Annotated in this window: 21 protein-coding genes; 3 read left to right on the top strand and 18 right to left on the bottom strand. The window is 55.5% G+C overall.

The window, feature by feature from the left end; all coding sequences use genetic code 11:
- Window positions 1–8: 8 nt before the first annotated feature.
- The 12 genes from sdhA to pspA form a co-directional block, all read right to left on the bottom strand.
- Window positions 9–1,805, bottom strand: coding sequence for a succinate dehydrogenase flavoprotein subunit (gene sdhA / locus DY252_RS03080; protein WP_064787678.1), 1,797 nt, complete (start codon window positions 1,803–1,805; stop codon window positions 9–11).
- A gap of 4 nt (window positions 1,806–1,809) precedes the next feature.
- The gene (gene sdhD / locus DY252_RS03075; protein WP_064787680.1) at window positions 1,810–2,193 is read right to left on the bottom strand and encodes a succinate dehydrogenase, hydrophobic membrane anchor protein; all 384 of its coding nucleotides are present in this window, start codon (window positions 2,191–2,193) and stop codon (window positions 1,810–1,812) included.
- A 26-nt stretch (window positions 2,194–2,219) separates the two neighbouring features.
- On the bottom strand, window positions 2,220–2,600 hold the full coding sequence (gene sdhC, locus DY252_RS03070; protein ID WP_064787682.1) for a succinate dehydrogenase, cytochrome b556 subunit: 381 nt from the start codon (window positions 2,598–2,600) through the stop codon (window positions 2,220–2,222).
- Window positions 2,601–3,004: 404 nt separating this feature from the next.
- Window positions 3,005–4,054 (bottom strand): MaoC family dehydratase, encoded by a 1,050-nt coding sequence (locus tag DY252_RS03065; RefSeq protein ID WP_064787686.1) that lies wholly within the window; start codon window positions 4,052–4,054, stop codon window positions 3,005–3,007.
- A 123-nt stretch (window positions 4,055–4,177) separates the two neighbouring features.
- A complete protein-coding gene (locus DY252_RS03060; protein WP_064787688.1) occupies window positions 4,178–5,056 on the bottom strand; it encodes an HpcH/HpaI aldolase/citrate lyase family protein in 879 nt (292 codons plus the stop codon).
- Between the two features lie 126 nt (window positions 5,057–5,182).
- On the bottom strand, window positions 5,183–6,322 hold the full coding sequence (locus DY252_RS03055; protein ID WP_231959673.1) for a serine hydrolase domain-containing protein: 1,140 nt from the start codon (window positions 6,320–6,322) through the stop codon (window positions 5,183–5,185).
- Between the two features lie 66 nt (window positions 6,323–6,388).
- Window positions 6,389–6,721: a hypothetical protein gene (locus tag DY252_RS03050; protein ID WP_064787690.1), complete on the bottom strand. Its 333-nt coding sequence runs from the start codon at window positions 6,719–6,721 to the stop codon at window positions 6,389–6,391.
- A 10-nt stretch (window positions 6,722–6,731) separates the two neighbouring features.
- Window positions 6,732–7,289 (bottom strand): EndoU domain-containing protein, encoded by a 558-nt coding sequence (locus tag DY252_RS03045; protein WP_064787692.1) that lies wholly within the window; start codon window positions 7,287–7,289, stop codon window positions 6,732–6,734.
- 28 nt (window positions 7,290–7,317) lie between these two features.
- Window positions 7,318–8,694, bottom strand: a complete 1,377-nt coding sequence (locus DY252_RS03040) for an ATP-binding protein (RefSeq protein ID WP_064787694.1) — start codon at window positions 8,692–8,694, stop codon at window positions 7,318–7,320.
- 273 nt (window positions 8,695–8,967) lie between these two features.
- Window positions 8,968–9,552 (bottom strand): hypothetical protein, encoded by a 585-nt coding sequence (locus DY252_RS03035; protein ID WP_231959631.1) that lies wholly within the window; start codon window positions 9,550–9,552, stop codon window positions 8,968–8,970.
- Window positions 9,549–9,806: an envelope stress response membrane protein PspB gene (gene pspB, locus DY252_RS03030; protein ID WP_231959632.1), complete on the bottom strand. Its 258-nt coding sequence runs from the start codon at window positions 9,804–9,806 to the stop codon at window positions 9,549–9,551. Before pspB ends, DY252_RS03035 begins: the two co-directional genes overlap by 4 nt.
- A 44-nt stretch (window positions 9,807–9,850) precedes the next feature.
- Window positions 9,851–10,528 carry a phage shock protein PspA gene (pspA, locus tag DY252_RS03025; protein WP_064787698.1) on the bottom strand — a complete coding sequence of 226 codons (678 nt, stop codon included), beginning with the start codon at window positions 10,526–10,528 and terminating at the stop codon, window positions 9,851–9,853.
- Between the two features lie 169 nt (window positions 10,529–10,697).
- Here pspA and pspF point away from each other — a divergent pair, with 169 nt between their 5' ends.
- From pspF to DY252_RS03010, 3 genes are all read left to right on the top strand, one after another.
- Window positions 10,698–11,699, top strand: coding sequence for a phage shock protein operon transcriptional activator (gene pspF / locus DY252_RS03020; protein ID WP_064788264.1), 1,002 nt, complete (start codon window positions 10,698–10,700; stop codon window positions 11,697–11,699).
- Between the two features lie 114 nt (window positions 11,700–11,813).
- Entirely contained in the window at window positions 11,814–12,083 is a 270-nt protein-coding gene (locus tag DY252_RS22750; protein ID WP_425451901.1) for a helix-turn-helix domain-containing protein, read from the top strand.
- Complete coding sequence (locus tag DY252_RS03010; RefSeq protein WP_064787700.1) at window positions 12,083–13,402, top strand: type II toxin-antitoxin system HipA family toxin; 1,320 nt, start codon at window positions 12,083–12,085, stop codon at window positions 13,400–13,402. The genes DY252_RS22750 and DY252_RS03010 overlap by 1 nt, the downstream gene beginning before the upstream one ends.
- A gap of 1 nt (window position 13,403) precedes the next feature.
- On the opposite strand, the gene DY252_RS03005 is transcribed toward DY252_RS03010, so the two are convergent.
- From DY252_RS03005 to DY252_RS02980, 6 genes are all read right to left on the bottom strand, one after another.
- Window positions 13,404–14,537, bottom strand: coding sequence for an acyl-CoA dehydrogenase (locus tag DY252_RS03005; RefSeq protein WP_064787702.1), 1,134 nt, complete (start codon window positions 14,535–14,537; stop codon window positions 13,404–13,406).
- Between the two features lie 70 nt (window positions 14,538–14,607).
- Window positions 14,608–15,228: a carbonic anhydrase gene (locus DY252_RS03000; RefSeq protein ID WP_008888479.1), complete on the bottom strand. Its 621-nt coding sequence runs from the start codon at window positions 15,226–15,228 to the stop codon at window positions 14,608–14,610.
- Window positions 15,229–15,370: 142 nt separating this feature from the next.
- Window positions 15,371–15,682, bottom strand: a complete 312-nt coding sequence (locus DY252_RS02995; protein ID WP_007088811.1) for a P-II family nitrogen regulator — start codon at window positions 15,680–15,682, stop codon at window positions 15,371–15,373.
- A 4-nt stretch (window positions 15,683–15,686) separates the two neighbouring features.
- Complete coding sequence (locus DY252_RS02990) at window positions 15,687–16,661, bottom strand: sodium-dependent bicarbonate transport family permease (RefSeq protein WP_064779965.1); 975 nt, start codon at window positions 16,659–16,661, stop codon at window positions 15,687–15,689.
- Between the two features lie 163 nt (window positions 16,662–16,824).
- Complete coding sequence (locus tag DY252_RS02985) at window positions 16,825–18,012, bottom strand: acetyl-CoA C-acyltransferase (protein WP_064787704.1); 1,188 nt, start codon at window positions 18,010–18,012, stop codon at window positions 16,825–16,827.
- Window positions 18,013–18,063: 51 nt separating this feature from the next.
- A complete protein-coding gene (locus tag DY252_RS02980) occupies window positions 18,064–19,236 on the bottom strand; it encodes an isovaleryl-CoA dehydrogenase (RefSeq protein WP_064787706.1) in 1,173 nt (390 codons plus the stop codon).
- Window positions 19,237–19,258: the final 22 nt, after the last annotated feature.

The raw sequence follows: 19,258 nt of genomic DNA, 5'->3' as shown, positions 1-19,258 counted from the left end.
GCCGCGCCTTAATAGACGCGCTCTTTCGGCTCGATATACGACACTTCATCGGTAAGGGTGAAGTTGTTGACCGGACGGTAGGTCAGATCAACGCCATAACCCTTCTCGGTATCAACGGTCGCAATCGTATGCTTCATCCAGACTTCGTCATCACGCTTCGGGAAATCTTCGTGGGCATGTGCACCACGCGATTCATGACGCGCTTCTGCCGAATTCATGGTTGCAGCGGCACAGGTCATCAGGTTCTCAAGCTCGAGAGTTTCGACCAGGTCCGAGTTCCAGATAAGGGATCGATCCGAAACACCGACGTCGGGAAGCGTCTTGGCGGTTTCAGAAAGCTTGTCCTTGCCTTCTTTAAGGATTTCCGAGGTCCGGAACACGCCGCAGTTACCCTGCATGACGCGCTGCATTTCCAAACGGATATCCGCCGTCGGACGCGAACCTTTTGCCCAGCGCAGACGATCAAAGCGTGCAATCGCCTCTTCGCCATCCGTGCCTTTGAGTTCCTTGAAGGATGCCTTGGCATCGACCACTTCGGCGGCATGCATGCCGCATGCACGGCCAAACACAACAAGGTCGAGCAGCGAGTTCGTGCCCAGACGGTTTGCACCATGGACCGAAACGCAGGCTGCTTCACCAGCCGCCATCAGGCCCGGAACGATTGCGTTCGGGTCTTTGGCGGTCGGGCGCAGAACCTCGCCCTTATAGTTGGTCGGGATACCGCCCATGTTGTAATGGACCGTCGGCAGGACCGGGATCGGTTCCTTGGTCGCATCAACACCGGCAAAGATTTTTGCGGTTTCGGTAATGCCCGGCAGACGTTCCCACAGCACTTCCGAACCAAGATGTTCAAGGTGCAGGTGGATGTATTCGCCGTGCTCGCCAACACCACGACCATCACGGATTTCCTGTGCCATACCACGCGACACAACGTCACGCGATGCAAGGTCCTTAACGGTCGGCGCATAACGTTCCATGAAACGTTCGCCTTCGGAGTTGGTCAGATAACCACCTTCACCACGGGCACCCTCGGTAATCAGGCAGCCTGAACCGTAAATGCCGGTCGGGTGGAACTGAACGAATTCCATGTCCTGAAGGCCAAGACCCGCACGGGCCACCATGCCATGACCGTCACCAGTACAGGTATGTGCCGAGGTGCAGCTAAAGAACGCACGGCCATAACCGCCAGATGCCAGAATGACCATCTTGGCGTTGAAGCGATGCAGCTCACCGGTATCAAGATCCCAGGCCACCAGACCTTTGCACGAACCGTCTTCGTCCATGATCAGATCAAGGGCGATATATTCGACAAAGAATTCCGCTTTGTGCTTCAGGCACTGCTGATACAGGGTATGGAGCATGGCGTGACCGGTACGGTCAGCTGCGGCACAGGCACGTTCAACCGGCGCCTTGCCGTGGTCACGGGTATGGCCACCGAACGGACGCTGATAGATTTTGCCATCTTCCGTCCGCGAGAACGGCATGCCGTAATGTTCAAGTTCATGAACCGCCGGAACGGCGTTACGGCACATATATTCGATCGCGTCCTGATCCCCCAGCCAGTCCGAACCCTTGACGGTGTCATACATATGCCACTGCCAGTGATCCTCGGACATGTTGCCAAGCGATGCGCCGATACCGCCCTGGGCAGCAACGGTGTGCGAACGGGTCGGGAAGACCTTGGTGATACATGCGGTTTTAAGGCCGGCTTCAACCGTACCCAGTGTCGCGCGCAAACCCGCGCCACCCGCACCCATAACAACGACGTCGTAGTTATGGTCGATAATTTTATAAGATTCACTCATTGGCTCAGGCTCCGGCAAAAACGATACGCAGGACTGATACGATGGCCGCCACAGACAAGAACGCTGCGACCGCCTTGATCAGCATCAGCGAGACCACTTCTGCTTTACGGTTATGCACATAATCTTCGATCACAACCTGCAGGCCGTGCGTGAAATGCACGGCGACGCTGACGATCATCAGGATCATCATGGTTGAATGGAAATACGAGCTCAACCAAGCGTGAACGGCATCGTAATTTGCCGTGTGCCCGGCAAGTATAGAAACAATAAACCAGATGCCGAGCGGAAGGTTTGCAGCAGCCGTAACGCGCTGGGTCCACCAGTGCGAAGAGCCACTTTTGGCAGAACCGAGACCGCGGACACGGCCCAGATCGGATTGCATCTTCATGACAAGTTGTCCCCTCTTGCCCGGCCTTAGGCCAGACCGATGATCCAGGTGAGAATGGTCAGCACGACTGCCGCGCCAAGGACGATCGGGTTGCCTTTGGCAGCACCCTCATTCGTCAGGCCGCGACCGGTATCCCAGACAAGGTGACGGAGACCGTTGCAGGCGTGGTAATAAAACGCCGCCGTCCAACCGAACAGCAACAGCAGACCAAACCACGAGGTGAAAAATCCGTGATAGCCGTTAAAGGCCTCACGACCAGCGCCGGCACCAATCAGCCAGGACGCCAAAAATACGAAACCAATGGCAAGGCCGACACCCATCACACGGAAAGAGATGGACATCTTTGCCGTCATCGGAAGCCGGTACACCTGCAAGTGCGGAGACAGCGGCCGATTGGCTTTGCTCATAGCGGAATTGCCTCTTCTCAAAGTAGCTGGCGGGAAAGCAGGGCTTATTTACCCATGCAGCGGGTTTGAGTCAATCTGAACCCCTTTGTAAACCAAAGATTTCAGTAACAAAAACGCCTCAACTGCCTCCGTTAAACTACGTAGGTTGACCTCTCAGACACCGTAAACACCCTGCGGGATGGGTGCTGCGAAAGACACGGGTCATTCACTTACGGCGTAACGTGCTTTTAGCAATCGCACAATTAGACCTTCTTACGCAAGGAAACTGCCAGCGGATCGGGTCTTATTTATTGCAAACACATATGAATGCGCCCTCACCCGATCAAGACCGGGCCCAGGCGCGCGGCGAAATTACCCTGGCGCAGCCAAACGAAAAGTTAAGCTACCCCAGGATTTATGACGAGTCAGCGCGCGATCAGCACCGTGTAGTCAAAATCAAGCAAGACATCAGACTGATATTTGCCATCCGCGTCTTTCAGCGGGAAGTCACTGGCCTGACGGTCGCGCACGGCAACAAGGCGCAGGCGAAGCGCACCCAAATCGCGCCGACCGGGCACCTCGAACTTCCCCAGAACTTCCGACCAGGCAAAAATCGTATCCCCGGCAAAGGCCGGATTGGCATGCGCCCCGGCATTGATCGCGGCAATCCGAAACGCGTTGCCAAGCCCGTTGAATGACAGCGCCCGGCACAGCGAAATGATATGCCCGCCATAGATCAACCGCTTGCCAAATCGTCCGCCATTGGCCGCGACCTGATCGAAATGAACCTTGGCGGTATTTTGATAAAGCCTTGTTGCGATCTGATGTTCAGCCTCTTCCAGGGTCATGCCATCGACATGATCGATCTTTTCGCCTACATAATAGTCGTCCCAACGATGCAGTGATCCGGAAAGCTCTGTCGAATAGCCCGATACATCAAGCCCGACCGGGATCTGAAATGCCTCGGGCGCGACGACGCCGGGCAATTCCGGCAGGACGGTTTCAGGGGCCGGAGCACTTTCATCGCGTTTGCGCACCATGACCCAACGATTGTAATCAAGCACCATCTCACCGCGCTGATTGCGCCCGACGGAATTGACGTAAACAACGCCTGTCTTGCCGTTGGAATTTTCCTTGATCCCGGTCACGGTCGAAACCGAACTGACCGTATCACCGGGATAGACCGGAACGCCAAACACGCCCCCGGCATACCCAAGATTGGCCACGGCATTCAGCGACACATCGGGCACCGTCTTGCCAAACACCATATGAAATGCCAGCAAGTCATCCACCGGGGCAGCCTTAAATCCAATGCTTTGGGCAAACTCGTCAGACGACTGCACGGCAAAGCGCGGGCCATACAGCCCGGTATAAAGTGCCACATCACCGCTTGTGATCGTGCGCGGCGTGGCGTGGCGGATTTCCTGTCCGATCTGGAAATCCTCAAAATAATTGCCCGGATTGGTTTTTGACATTCGATTGCCTCCCCTGAAAGGCCGGATTTTCTGTGAAATGCCGATGCGCGCCGCTTGGCTGTCTTGGATGCAGCCATTTTCATCTCCCGGCGCGAACCGTTTGTCTGCGTACAAGCAGGCCTGTCAGGCGGCGTCCATCTCTGCGATCAAATCTGCCATCGCGACCAGTTTCTTGGCCGACACCACATGCAGATTTTCAATCAGCTTGCCATCGACCACGACAACGCCCTTGCCTTGGGCACTGGCTTCTTCGTGGGCGGCAATGATCTTGCGCGCCCAGTCGATCTCGGCCTCTGCCGGGGCAAAGGCCTCGTTGGCCGCGGCAATGGTTTTGGGATGAATAAGGGTTTTGCCGTCAAAGCCGAACTCACGGCCCTGCTTGCAGGATGCGTCAAATCCGGCATCATCCGACAGATCAAGATGCACACCATCCAGGATCGCAAGCCCATAGGCGCGGGCCGCCAGCATACACAAACCAAGACTGGTCACCATCGGCAAACGATCCGGCGTATGGGCACAGTTGAGATCCTTGGCAAGATCGGACGTCCCCATGACAAACCCGCCCAAACGCGGATGGGCACCTGCAATTTCCTTGGCATTTAGCATCGCAAGCGGGGTTTCCATCATGCACCAGATGGTCATGCCAGCGTGTGCGCCTTCGGCTTCCATGATAGTGGCGACCTGACGGACGGTATCGGCACTCTCGACCTTGGGCAGCAGGATGGCATCGGCTGATGTCTTGGATGCCGCAACAATATCGGCATAACCCCATGGCGTATTCAGACCATTGGTCCTGATTTGGATTTCACGTTTCCCATAGCCACCCTCGGAAAGCGCACTTACGATCTGATCGCGCGCGGTATCCTTGGCATCCGGTGCCACCGCATCCTCAAGATCCAGAATAAGCCCATCGGCCGGAAGCGTCCGGCCCTTTTCAAGGGCACGCGCATTTGATCCCGGCATATACAAAACAGAGCGGCGCGGACGTGGGGCAGCAGCCATCAGGAATCTCCCGTTTGATAATATTCGTTCAATAATTGGTTTTTATTTTTACGAAAATTACCCAAACTCGCTTTTCACTGCAAGCCACTTTTTGCGCTGCGGCATGAACAAGCAGGATCCAGAAAACTATTCCGGCTTGCCGAACAAACCGGTCATTAACATGCTGGTCACGCTCGGCACTTCATTAAGCGCCCGGCCATTGGCCAGGAACACCACCACCGTGTTCTGATCCGGGAACCAGGAAAACTCTGCCGAATAGCCGAAATAGATCCCGTCATGGCCCCAGACTGGCCCCCAGTCGCTGGACCCGATCATCAGCCCATAGCCATAGGAGCCATCACCGGCAAAAATGGTATCGGTTGTCGCCCGTTCAAGGGCGTTTGGTCCCAACAGCACCCCGTTGACGAAAAGCGCGCGGGCAAATTTGACCATGTCCTCGGCGGTCGAAATCACCCCGCCATCGGCCAGCTGATCGCCAACATCATAATCGGTGACATCTTCAAGCTTGCCATCCCCATCGGCATCGTCAAAGCCACGTGCCAACAAGTCCGGTCTTGGATAGCGGCCAAAGGATGTATTGATCATCTCGGCCGGTTCAAAAATCCGGCGATTGAATATCGCTTCGATATGGTCACCCTCGACCGCTTCGATCATCACGCCCAGCAAGATGAAGTTGCTGTTTGACGGGGCATAATTCTTGCCTGGTTCGAAATAGGCTTCGCGATCAGCAATCAGCGGCAACAGTTCGACATTGCGCCAGCCATGCTGCGGGTCGCGCCCGACCAGCTGGAAAAAGAACTCGCCATCAAGGTAGTCGGGGATGCCTGAACTGTTGCGCAACAAATCCCGGATGGTTGCGCTGTCGGCATTGGCAATCCTTCCTTCATATTCTTTGGGCAGGAATTTTCCAATTTTGTCGGACAAATCAATCCGCTTTTCCGATGCCAGCTGCAGGGTCACAACCGCCGTCATCATCTTGGTCAGCGATCCGATATAAAACTGCCGGTCACGCGTCATGCCCCGATCAGGCTGCACACTGGGGTATCCGGTCGCGGCATAGCGCACATTGCCTTGGTCATAGCCAATCGCCACAACTCCGCCCGGCAAACCGGCATGTTCAACATATTGGTGCAGGAATTTTTCCAGCGGATCGCCAGCAGTCCCCGGTGAAGCTTTGCCTTGCTGTGCGAAAACCGGCATGGCGTGCAACAGGACACATGCCATCACCACAAACACTGCAAACGTCTCGATACGCCTGAAAATCACCGTCAAACCGCTCGGTCCCTAATCACCAACCCGTGCCCACAGTCGGGCAAATTGCTTTCCGCCCGGTTAATCCGGATTGTCTGAAAGCACCGCACACCATGCTTCAAGCGCCAAAATCAGGTCCCCCGTACTTACCGTCACAACGGATTCCCCCGCCTCGGCATAGGCCGGTTCAATGGCACTTGTTTTTCGAGCTGCCTTTAAGATGTAGGCATTCATCGCCATTTCCCAATGGTCTTCAACACCTTCCTGCACATTGCGCAGGTGGGAAAGCACGGTATTTGCCCAGTCCGGTGCACGCTGAATGTCCATCACCAGCACGGCCGCAATGCGATCATGCCCAACGTCACCGGCCACCTTGCCCGGCCAGTCGGGAACAGGAAACTCATTGTCTGCCATCACGCCCCCATCAATACAGCGGAAAGGCGGTATTGATTTTGCCATCTCTTAGCGTGGCAAAGGCAATGTAAAAACGCGCGTCTTCCGATGGACCAAGGCAATATCCGGCACCCGCCACCGATCCGCCTTCGGGCCGGTTAAACCCGCAAGATGCCCAATGCGGCGCGCCGGTCGGGCAGGCCACTTGATGGTCATAGGCATGAATAATGGATTTCTCGACCTCCGCCTGACTGCATGTATCCGGGTACATGGTCGAAAACTTGGACGGGTTGGCTCCATCGGGGTTCACCAGTGTGATGGTCGCGCCGTAAACGCCGCTTTCATTGGGCTCTTGCGTGATTTGCACATTGGCTACACTGGCCGGATTGATGCCATCCGGGCGGGAATGAAACCCTTTGGCCCGGTCGCCATCAACTTCACCGCAAAAGACATGCTGGGTATTGATCGGCGGTGTGGTCGCACTCCAATGCGGATCGGCAGGGCATGTCACTTCTGCCTGTGCAAACGCACTCCCCGGCAAAACCGCCCCGCCAACAATCAAAAGGTAAAACCGTAACAGCCCGATCATCAGAGACCTCCCTTGCCGCACACCCCAATCAAAGCTGCGAAAATTCAAGCCCGATCCGAAGGGCCAGCACACTGGCCGGTTCAAAACGCATCGGCACCCCGCCAAGCTTGCCGCCATGCCACTGCGCCTTGGTCAGGACAAACGCACCCAATGGCAGCGCATGACTGCCCCGGAAATTGACCAGTGCGCGGATTTCCTTGGGCTTGCGGATCGCCTCATCCCGCCACAGGCAGTGATAGGCAAACAAAGGCGTGCCGGACCGACGATCAAGGAACACGAACGGCACCTCATATTGCCCCCAGCGCGCGTAATACAGGCTTTCCATCCCGACACTTGACGTCAGGAACTGGGTCTGGATCGCGGTTTCCGCCAGTCGTGTGATGGTGGCACTATCAGATGCCCGAACACCAATCAAACCGGTGCGCAGGCCCGGATGAATAAGGTGCACCTTGAACGCCACCGCGCGCTGAAACGGTTTGGCATCCTGATCGACACGTTCAAGACGGCGCACCAGCCAGGCACTTTCAAGATATTCAAGATACCGCCGAAGCGTGTTCTTCGCGATATCAAGCTCGCGCGCCAGCCCCTCGATCGAAAATTCCGAACCGGTGTTATAGGCCAGAAGCGCAAACAACCGATGCAGGTCCGACGGGCTTGAAATGCCATGCAGGCCCGGCAAATCCGAATGAAGCGATCGGTGAATGGCCCCGGCCTCGCCATTGGCGGCATGAAAACCGCCTTCGTTGATATAGTCCTCAAACAGATCGTTCAGTTCAATCAACCCGTCTGGCACATCGGCGGTGTAACGCCCGACATTGGGTGTTTCGGGCAAAACATCACTCGGCGCGATGCCCTTTTGCTCAAGATATTCGGCAAAGCTGAAAGGCGGTAAAAACAGGCTCTGGATATATTCCGCATTATCCCCGGCTGGCGCCAGCGCACTGACCGCCACCACGCGTAACATCGGATCGGCGGCGAGCAACTTGATCAGGCTTGCCTCCCAGTCGCGCTGATAGGATACCTCGTCGATAAACAGCCAAAGCGGATGATCGGCCGAAATACCGCGCATGGAGCGCAGCAATTTCGGCAAACGCGGCAGATCTATTTCCAGAAACAGCGGATGTTCAAGCGAGATATAGCAAACATGGCGTCTTGGCGTGTCGGCATTCAAAAGCTCCGCCACGGCCTGGCGCGTCATCACGGTCTTGCCCACCCCGCGCGGGCCGGTCAGAACAACCGCCTTCTGCCCGTCATTCTTTTCGATCGCCGCCCAAAATCGCTTGAAAAACGCCCGTTGCGGCAAGCCTTGCACCTGATCATCGGTAACACCATCCCACCACGGGTTATCAAGCATCAAACGATGCAGAAAATCCTGTTCGCCGGGATGCTCGATCATGGTCGTCATATGGTGCTCCCCAAAAGCTGCCTGCCCTATAGCGCACTATATGGGCAATTTTTCCGACTTTGCCGGAAAAACCTTTAAATTAGGTATAGTGATAAACGCTATTTGGCAGTTTTGCCCCAAGAACCTGCAAACAAAAGAAAAACCGGACCTCCTGAGAAGTCCGGTTTGATGTTTGACGACGGTTCTTCGGGTCAAGACCCGTGCCAACGCGAGGGGGGATTTGGGGTAGCTGTTAAAACCGCCGTCAATCTCGTCAAAATGCTCTGCTCGTGCTTAGGCCTTCGGCCCATCCGTTTTGGTATCGTCCGGCTTGCTGCCTTCATCGGCCTTACCGGCTTCGTCATCCTCTTTCATCTTTTTGAATTCGGATGCCATGCGGTAATCGCCAGATGCGACAAAGCCTTCCATCGAACCGGTGCGCCGTTCCAGATCGTCAAACTGCTCGCGCAGGTCTTCCATCCAGCTTTCTTCATAATCAACACCAACCGTCGGGCGCTCGTTTGCGGCATCCGCCGTGCTGTTGTTCTGGCGGGCGGCACGTCCGGCCGATGTGCTTTGACCGGCACCGCGTACTTTGCCGCGCAGAGCATCAAACCACTGCGGATGATGGACATAGGCCCATGCCAGACCAAACAGCATCACGCCGACCGGGAAGCTGAAGATCAGAACCAGAATGAAGGCAATCAGCACCCCTTTGCGCGGAATGCCAAAGGCTTCTGAAATGCCGCGCGTGGTACGTCCGATCACACCATGACGCCTGGAACCGTCCGGGTTGTGCCGTGAGCCACATCCACAGCGCGCGCGTCTTTTGTGACTGCGCCCAAAACCGTCTCCGGCAGTAGCTTGCTGAGCAGTCATATCCTGTTCCTCCATTCGGCAACCTCGGCATCTAACAGGCGTTCAAGTGTTTCAACACGCGTTTCGAGTCGTTCTGCCCGTTGTTTCAGACCCGCCACCGCTTCCTTTTCGCGGGCTGTCTGTTCCGGGCTTTGCGGGCGTTGCTCCGCCTTCATGCGTTTCCAAACCGTGATGTAATGAAACACCACCCAAACCGGGCCCACAACGGCTATTAAAACGATAAGGGGTACGGCAATCGCCCACATACTCGACATCTCGTTCTTTCAAACAGATCAACGTATCGAAACACGAAAACCGGTTACTTGTCTTTGTTCGCGTCGCTCTTCACGCGTGCTTTCAGTTCCTTAAGATCATCCTCGATCCCGAGTTCGGCCTCAAGGTCTTCGAACTGTTCTTCAAGGCTATGCCCGCGACCAAGGTCCCAGGAGTCCGCACTTGCTTCAAGTTCGTCAATCCGGCGTTCCATCTGCTCATAGCGCAGAAGCGCTTCGTCGATCTGACCGGAATGCAGCTTTTCTTTCATTTTGACACGCTTTTCTGCCGTCTGCATGCGGATTTCAACCGTCCGCTGTTTGGCCTTGGCTTCATTAAGCTTGTTCTGAAGCTTATTCAGGTCCTCGTCATATTTGCCAAGGGTCTCTTCAATCACTTCCAGTTCACGCTCAAGCACAAGGCTCTGATCGGCCAGACGACGGCGCGCCATCAGCGCACCCTTGGCCAGATCATCACGGCCTTTGGAAACGGCAAACTCTGCCTTGGTATCCCATTCGACCTGACCGTCATGAAGTTTTTTAAGCTTGCGCTCAACTTCCTTCTTGTCGGCAATCGCCTTGACGGCGGCGGAACGAACTTCAACCAGGGTGTCTTCCATTTCCTGGATCATCAACCGCACCATTTTCTCCGGATCTTCGGCACGATCCAGAAGCGAGTTGATGTTGGCATTTACGATATCGGACAAACGCGAAAACACGCCCATTGTCTGATCTCCTTAATTAATCGGGGGACGCACAAAATTCTGCACTCTCTATTTCAAATGCCGTGCCAGTTTTGACATCAAATAAAATCAATGACTTAGAATTATCGCCTTTTGCCAATTAACTTTTATCGCGACAATTATGTCTTTTTTCGATAACGTTTTTCGCGAAATGGATAGTTTGCAACCGATTTTGGGCGAAGACCCCGTTTTTCTGGCCGCCCTTGAACATGTTTCACGTCTGGCGCCGATTGAACGCCCGTGTCTGGTGATTGGCGAACGCGGCTCGGGCAAGGAACTGATTGCCGCCCGCCTGCACTATCTGTCGCGCCGCTGGGGCGGACCGCTGGTCAAGGTCAATTGCGCAGCACTTACCGAAAGCCTTCTTGATACCGAACTTTTCGGCCACGAGGCCGGCGCGTTTACGGGCGCGACCAAACGCCATGTCGGTCGGTTCGAACGCGCGCATGGTGGCACCATCATCCTCGATGAAATCGCCACCGCCAGCCCGGTGGTGCAGGAAAAGCTTCTGCGGGTTGTCGAGTATGGCGAGATCGAACGCGTCGGCGGGTCTGAGGTGATCGAAGTCGATACACGCGTCATTGGTGTGACAAATGAAAATCTCCGCGAACTGGCCAAAACCAACAAGTTCCGCGCCGATTTGCTTGATCGTCTGGCCTTTGACGTCATCGCCGTGCCACCACTGCGCCAACGGTCTGATGATATCCTCTTGCTCGCCGAACAATTCGCGCTCGAGATGACCAAACGCCTGGGCCGCAGCGTCTTTCCGGGCTTTTCCCGACATGCCGCCGAACAATTGCTTCGCCATTCCTGGCCCGGCAATATCCGCGAATTGCGCAATGCGGTTGAACGCAGCATTTACCTGTCCGAAGACGACGAAACCCCGCTCGCCCACATCACCCTTGATCCGTTTGATGGCATCTGGTCAGAAACCGACCGGGACACGCCAACACCTGCGCTAGAGGTCGCCACACCGGAACCAGACACAACTATCGACTTCAAAACACAGGTCGCCAATTTCGAGATCAAACTGCTTGAACAGGCGCTTAGGCAAAACGCCAACAACCAGACCGAGGCCGCCAAGGCGCTTGATCTGAACTATCACCAATTCCGCAGGTTACTGGAAAAGCACGGACTTCTGCCAAGCAAATAACAACCATCATAGCTGTTCTGAGAATCATGCGCTAAATCATATAATCACAAATTATTACTCAATTCCGATAAAAATCAATTATGCTCCAAAAGCGATATTGTTTAATTATGAGAAATGGAACATAGTTTTGTCATGAACGACTTAGCACGCACACCAAAACAGATCGGCAACACCATTCGCCGTGCGCGTAAAGCCCGCGGCTGGAGCCAAACTGTACTTGGCCAGAAATCGAACCTGAGGCAGGAAACGATTTCTCTCATCGAGACTGGCAATCCCTCCGCACGGATGGATACAATTCTAACCGTCCTTGCCGCACTTGACCTAGAACTTAGAATTCATACCCGATCTCAGAGCTCATCATCCGATATCGAGGAGATATTCTAGTGCCACGGAAAGCCAAACATGCACCGCTAAACGTCTATCTAAATAACCGTTTGGTCGGGATGCTAAGCAAACAACCAAGTGGAGCTATCAAATTCGTATATGATGAAAACTGGCTAAACTGGGAACATACTTTTCCTATATCGCTGTCCCTACCACTTCGGGAGGATGCCTATCGCGGTGAAGCCGTCGTCGCCGTGTTCGAAAACCTGCTGCCTGATTCAGACCTTCTACGCAAACGCGTTGCTGAAAAAGTTGGGGCACGCGGCATTGATGCCTACAGCCTACTTAAAATCATTGGGCGCGATTGCGTCGGTGCCCTTCAATTTATGCCCGATGAAGCCCCACCAGGCACAGACAGCACCACAATTGATGGAGAAGCTGTTTCCGAACAGGAAATTGAAAAAATTCTCAACAATCTGACTCAAGCCCCACTAGGACTTCAACCCGACGACGATTTCCGAATTTCAGTAGCTGGTGCGCAGCAAAAGACCGCTTTTCTTCACCACGAGGGACGATGGCTAAAACCAAAGGGCACAACCCCAACAACACATCTTTTCAAAACTCAAATCGGGCATCTACCAGAGGGCATTGACCTAACGAACAGTGTTGAAAACGAGTTTTATTGCCTCCAGCTTTTCAAAGCTTTTGGCCTTCCGGTTAACAATGCGCAAATCAAAATCTTTGGCAATACCAAAGCGCTTGTAATCGAAAGGTTTGATAGACGCTGGACAAAAGACGGGCGTCTAATTCGCTTGCCCCAGGAAGACTGCTGCCAAAGCCTCTCAATCCCGCCCACAATGAAATATCAAAATCAGGGTGGCCCCGGCATCGTTGACATTCTTGCTTTCCTTAAAGGAAGCGACAATCCAATCAGCGATCAAATACGCTTCCTTAAGGCGCAGATCCTTTTCTGGCTAATTGGCGCAACCGATGGTCACGCCAAGAATTTCAGTGTCTTCTTGGGGGCCGGTGGCGGTTATTCACTCACACCATTCTATGACATACTCACGACACAGCCTTGCCTGGACGCAAACCAAATAACGCGACGCCAGATGAAACTGGCGATGTCTGTTGGCAATAGTCGCCATTACCGGATTGACCAAATTTACGCGCGTCACTTTATTCAAACATCAGACTTGGCAGGATTGCCGCGACACGTCATTCAAGAAATAATTGAACAACTTATAGAAACCGCACCCAAAGCCATTTCAGAACTTGAAAATACGCTGCCTGACGACTTCCCAGACGAAATTCACACTTCTATTCACAGGGCAATGAGTCGACGATTAGACAGCCTCAAACGACCAACCGGGATGTAACTCAATCCGCCAATGCCCGGGCAATCACCATCCGCTGGATATCAGACGTGCCTTCATAGATCTGGCACACCCGCACATCGCGATAAATGCGCTCGACCGGGAAGTCTTTGAGGTAACCGTATCCGCCATGGATCTGAATGGCGCTTGAGCACACTTCTTCGGCAATTTCAGAGGCAAACATTTTCGCCATGCAGGCCTCGGTCAGACACGGCTTGTGATCGTCGCGCAGTTCGGCGGCACGGTGAACCAGCAGACGCGCCGCATCGATCTTGGTCGCCATATCGGCAAGGCGAAACGCCACCGCCTGATGTTCGATGATCTTTTTGCCGAATGTTTCGCGCTCATTGGCGTAATCCTTGGCGGCCTCGAACGCGGCGCGCGCCATGCCGACAGACTGGGCGGCAATGCCGATGCGCCCGCCTTCAAGATTGGCCAGCGCGATTTTGTAGCCCTGCCCTTCCTCGCCCAGCATATTCTCGGCGGGTACCCGGCATTCAACAAAGGTGATCTGACAGGTGTCAGAGGCATTCTGACCAAGCTTCTCCTCAACCCGGGAAACAACATATCCCGGCGTATCGGTCGGCACGATAAAGGCCGAAATACCGCGCTTTCCGGCATCCGGATCGGTGACGGCAAAGACGATGGCGACATCGCCCTCGGACCCTGATGTGATAAATTGCTTGGCGCCATTCAGAACCCAATGATCTCCATCGCGGACCGCGCGCGTACGCAGCGCACTGGCATCCGATCCGGCCTGCGGTTCGGTCAGGCAGAACGCCCCGATCTTTTCACCGCGCGCCATCGGGATCAGAAATTCTTGCTTTTGTGCCTCTGTCCCGAATTTCAGGATCGGCATGCAGCCGACAGAGTTATGCACCGACATGATGGTCGAGGTCGCCCCGTCACCAGCAGCAATTTCTTCAAGTGCCAAGGCATAGGCGACATGATCCATGCCCGCCCCGCCATACTCGTCAGGCACCAGCATGCCCAAAAAGCCCAACTCGCCGAGGCCTGCAATCGCCTCAGCCGGGAAGGTATGGTGGATGTCCCATTTTGCGGCATTGGGTTTGAGTTCGTTTTCGGCGAACTCGCGCGCGGTATCGCGCACCATGATCTGATGTTCTTCCAACCGCATGACGGCCACCCTCCCACTTACAGGCGATGTCCGGTCCTGCGATCAGAAGATCGTTGTCATCAGACCGGGCTTACTCTTCGCCCTGAACAAATTTGTCCTGCGCGGCATCAAAGCGCCACAGGATCCCTTCTTTCATGCCGTACCACCAGCCATGCAGCTTGAGGTCTCCGGCCTCGACCCGTTCCTTGATGAACGGGAACGACATCAGGTTTTGCAGCGAGTTACGGATCGAATGACGCGATACCTTGTCGACATCCGGGCCATGTTCGAGACAGCATTTCGAAATGCTGACCCACTCGCCGATAAAGTCGCGGTCCGGCACCTTGCCCGCTTCGCCGTGCTCGACCAGAGCCTCCATGCCACCGCACGCCGAATGGCCCAGAATGACGATGTCCCTGACCTTCAGATCACGCACCGCAAATTCGATCGCCGACGACGTCCCGTGGTAATTCTCATCGGGCTCATAGGGCGGAACAAGGTTTGCCACGTTACGGATGACAAACATCTCGCCCGGTTCGGCATTGGTCAGGATGGCGGGATCAACGCGGGAATCAGAACAGGCAATCAGAAGAACTTCCGGTCGCTGGCCCATATTGACCAGGTCCTCGACGCGTTCCGGGCGCTGATCATAATACATCGCCTTAAAGCTCTTGAACCCGGCAAGCATCCGATCAACGGTTGGCTTTGACATCTCGCGAAGTCCCCTATTCTGTCATAACGCTGTCGACAAAATAGGACCAAATTGCCCAAGTTGATAGTCCCCATTCCAACCTTTTGAACCGTTCTAAACGTGCGATCTCCTTTGTTTCGCAGACAACCAAACCCTGACGTTCCTAGAAACGATCCGCGCGCAGCACCTGACAGTCACTGATGGTGACAACACCGATATGACGATCCACCACCTCGAACGCGGCCTCAAGCATCCGGTCAAGCTTCTCCGGGCGGATGATGCAGATCACCTGAACCATGCCGCCGCCGCGCGACACGGTATCATCGCGGCTCCAGCTGCCTGACCGCCCCGATCCGCCAAGTACTGGCAGCACGGAAAAGCCGGTAACCCCCGCCCCCTCAAGCGCCTGACGCAGGCGGCTTTCCATAATGGCTTCGATAATGATCGCCACGCGTTTGGCATCATGCTTTTCCATGGGATTAACCTCCGTGAACGGCGCTGGCCATCGCAAGATAAAGCGGAATGCCAAGCGTCAGGTTGAAGGGGAACGTCACGCCAAGCGACAGCGTAAGATAGACCGACGGATTGGCCTCTGGCAGGGCAACACGCATGGCCGCGGGCACCGCGATATAACTTGCCGAGGCGGCCAGAACCATCAACAGCACCGCCCCACCAAGTGACAGCCCGATTATCAGCGCAAACGCCAGTCCAAGGCACGAACCGATCACTGGCATCAACATCCCGAAAACAAGCGGCCCCGGACGCAACACCGCACGCCCCTGTTTCAGGCCACGCCCGGCAACCAGCCCCATATCCAGCAGGAACAGGCAAAGAACTCCCTGGAAGGGCGAAACAATCAGGGCTTCGATCTTGGCCATGCCCTCGGCACCGGTGATCCAGCCAATAAAGAAACTGCCGACCAGCAGGACAATGGAACCATTAAGCAGGATTTCACGGATCAACGCGCCATCCATCCGACCCTTGCCACCCGATGACACCAGCAACAGGGCCGAGAAGATGGCAGGTGCCTCCATCGCGGCAGCCACCGCAACCATGTAACCCTCAGCAACAATGCCCGAACTTTGCAGGACCGAGGTTGCCGCGACAAAGGTCACGATCGAGATCGAGCCATAATGCCCTGCCACCGCAGCGGCATCCGTTCTGCTCAGTTGCGATATCCAGCGCAGCAAGGCAAAGGCAATGAAGGGCAAGACAAAGGACAGGATCACGCCGGCCATCAGGGTCATGCCAAGTGTCAGGTCGATCCCGTTATTTGAGACCGCCACCCCACCCTTGAAGCCAATGGCAAACAGAAGATAAAGCGAAATGCCTTTGGCGACGGCTTCCGGGATCGTCAGATCCGATCGCGCAAGGGCAGCCCCCACCCCCAGAACAAAGAAAAGAACGATGGGCGACAGAAGATTTTGCGCCGCCAGGCTCAACACATCTTGCATGGCTGTCCCTTGACTATGATACCCCGGTGTTGGTGTCGCGCAAGCAGCCTCGCCCCTGCGCCAAAACCGCAATTCCGATAGCAGGATCACGGTTTTCTGTCATCAGAAAGCCGAACCCTCCGATCACAGGGGCGTAACTTCGTTCACATAATTTACCAAAAACTTAAAGCAGCTCGATGGCGACCGCCGTGGCCTCACCGCCACCAATGCAAAGCGACGCCACACCCTTGGTCCCGCCATGGGTTTTAAGCGCATGGATCAGGGTTACGAGCAACCGCGCCCCGGTCGCACCAATCGGATGACCGAGTGCGCAGGCCCCGCCATGGACATTGACCTTGCCGTGATCAAGTTCCAGATCACGGATCGCAGCCATGGCGACCACGGCAAAGGCTTCGTTGATTTCCCACAGATCGACATCGTCCTTGGACCAGCCGGTTTTGCCCAGCACCTTTTTGATCGCATCAATCGGGGCGGTCGTGAACCAGCAGGGTTCCTGGGCGTGGGTCGACTGACCAACGATCTTGGCAAGCGGCTTTAGCCCGCGCTTTTCGGCTTCCGACGCGCGCATCATCACAAGGGCCGCAGCGCCATCGGAAATCGATGCCGAATGGGCGGCGGTTACCGTACCGTCCTTGGCGAAGGCCGGGCGCAGGGTCGGGATTTTTTCAGGCCTCGCCTTGGGTGGCTGTTCGTCGGCATCAATCGTGACCTCGCCCTTGCGGGTGTTAAAGGTCACCGGGGTAATCTCATCGGCAAAATGGCCGGACGTGGCGGCATTTTGCGCCCGCGTCAGCGAGGTAATGGCATAGTCATCCTGCTCTTTGCGGGTGAAGCCGTATTTCTCGGCGGTTGCCTCGGCAAAGGTGCCCATCGAACGGCCCTTGTCATAGGCATCTTCAAGCCCATCGAGCGCCATGTGGTCATAGACCATGTCATGACCGTATTTGTGGCCCGACCGCATTTTCGGAAGCAGGAACGGCGCATTGGTCATGCTTTCCATGCCGCCCACCACCATGACATTGGCGCCACCGGCGACCAGCGTATCATGGGCAAACATCACGGCCTTCATGCCCGATCCGCACATCTTGTTGATCGTGGTCGCCCCCGCCGCACGCGGGATGCCGGCATGCCAGGCGGCCTGACGCGCCGGTGCCTGCCCCTGACCGGCGGGAAGGACATTGCCCATGATGACTTCATCAATATCATCGGCGCTAATACCGCCGCGCTCAAGCGCTGCCTTGATTGCAACACCGCCCAGCTCGGCGGCAGTCACGCTGGCAAAATCCCCCTGCAGACCGCCCATCGCGGTGCGGGCACAGGAAACAATGACGATCGGATCAGAAGTGCTCATGGTATGGGTCCGTTTGTTCGTGGGACGAAGTTTGGGGTTTCAGCTCAGAACTCAGGCGGTTTCGCCAAACAGTTCGCGGCCAATCAGCATGCGGCGAATTTCGCTGGTGCCTGCGCCGATTTCATACAGCTTGGCATCACGCAGCAACCGGCCGGTCGGATACTCATTGATATAGCCATTGCCGCCCAGCGTCTGAATGGCTTCCAGCGCCATCCAGGTTGCCTTTTCTGCGGCATAGAGGATCACACCCGCCGCATCCTTGCGCGAGGTTTCCCCGCGATCGCACGCCTTGGCGACTTCGTAAACATAGGCGCGACAGGCATTCATTGTGGTGTACATATCGGCGATCTTGCCCTGCATCAGCTGGAACTCGCCAATCGCCTTACCGAACTGTTTGCGTTCATGAATATAGGGCACGACCACATCCATGCAGGCGCGCATGATGCCGGTTGGGCCTGCGGCCAGAACCGCACGTTCATAATCAAGGCCGCTCATCAAAACACGCACACCGCCATTGAGTTGGCCCAGAATGTTTTCCTCGGGCACTTCGCAATCCTGGAACACGAGTTCGCAGGTGTTGGAGCCACGCATGCCCAGTTTGTCGAGCTTTTGCGCCGTGGAGAAACCCTTGAACGTCTTTTCAATGATAAAGGCGGTAATGCCCTTGGGCCCGGCATCGGGATCGGTTTTGGCATAAACCACCAGCGTATGGGCATCCGGGCCGTTGGTGATCCACATCTTGTTGCCATTAAGGATAAAGCGATCCCCCTTTTTTTCGGCCTTAAGCTTCATCGACACGACGTCTGAGCCTGCGCCCGGCTCGCTCATCGCCAGCGCCCCGATATGCTCGCCACTGATCAGTTTGGGCAGGTATTTGGCCTTTTGCTCGGGCGTGGCGTTGCGTTTGATCTGGTTGACGCACAGGTTGGAATGCGCGCCATAAGAAAGGGCCACCGACGCCGAAGCACGGCTGATTTCTTCCATGGCGATCACATGTTCAAGGTATCCAAGGCCGGTACCGCCATCTTCTTCGGACACGGTCATGCCCAGCAGGCCAAGATCACCGAATTTGCGCCAAAGGTCGTTCGGGAACTGGTTGGTTGCATCAATCTCGGCGGCGCGCGGGGCGATTTCGGCCTCGGCAAATGACGAGACGGTTTCGCGAATTGCCTCGGCAGTTTCGCCAAGATCGAATTTCAGTCCGGGAAAGTCGAAAAATGCCATTGTGGAGTTCCTGCCCTGGGTG

It is taken from the genome of Thalassospira indica, from assembly GCF_003403095.1.
Classification (GTDB): domain Bacteria; phylum Pseudomonadota; class Alphaproteobacteria; order Rhodospirillales; family Thalassospiraceae; genus Thalassospira; species Thalassospira indica.
This window is presented reverse-complemented; position numbering and strand designations above follow the sequence as displayed.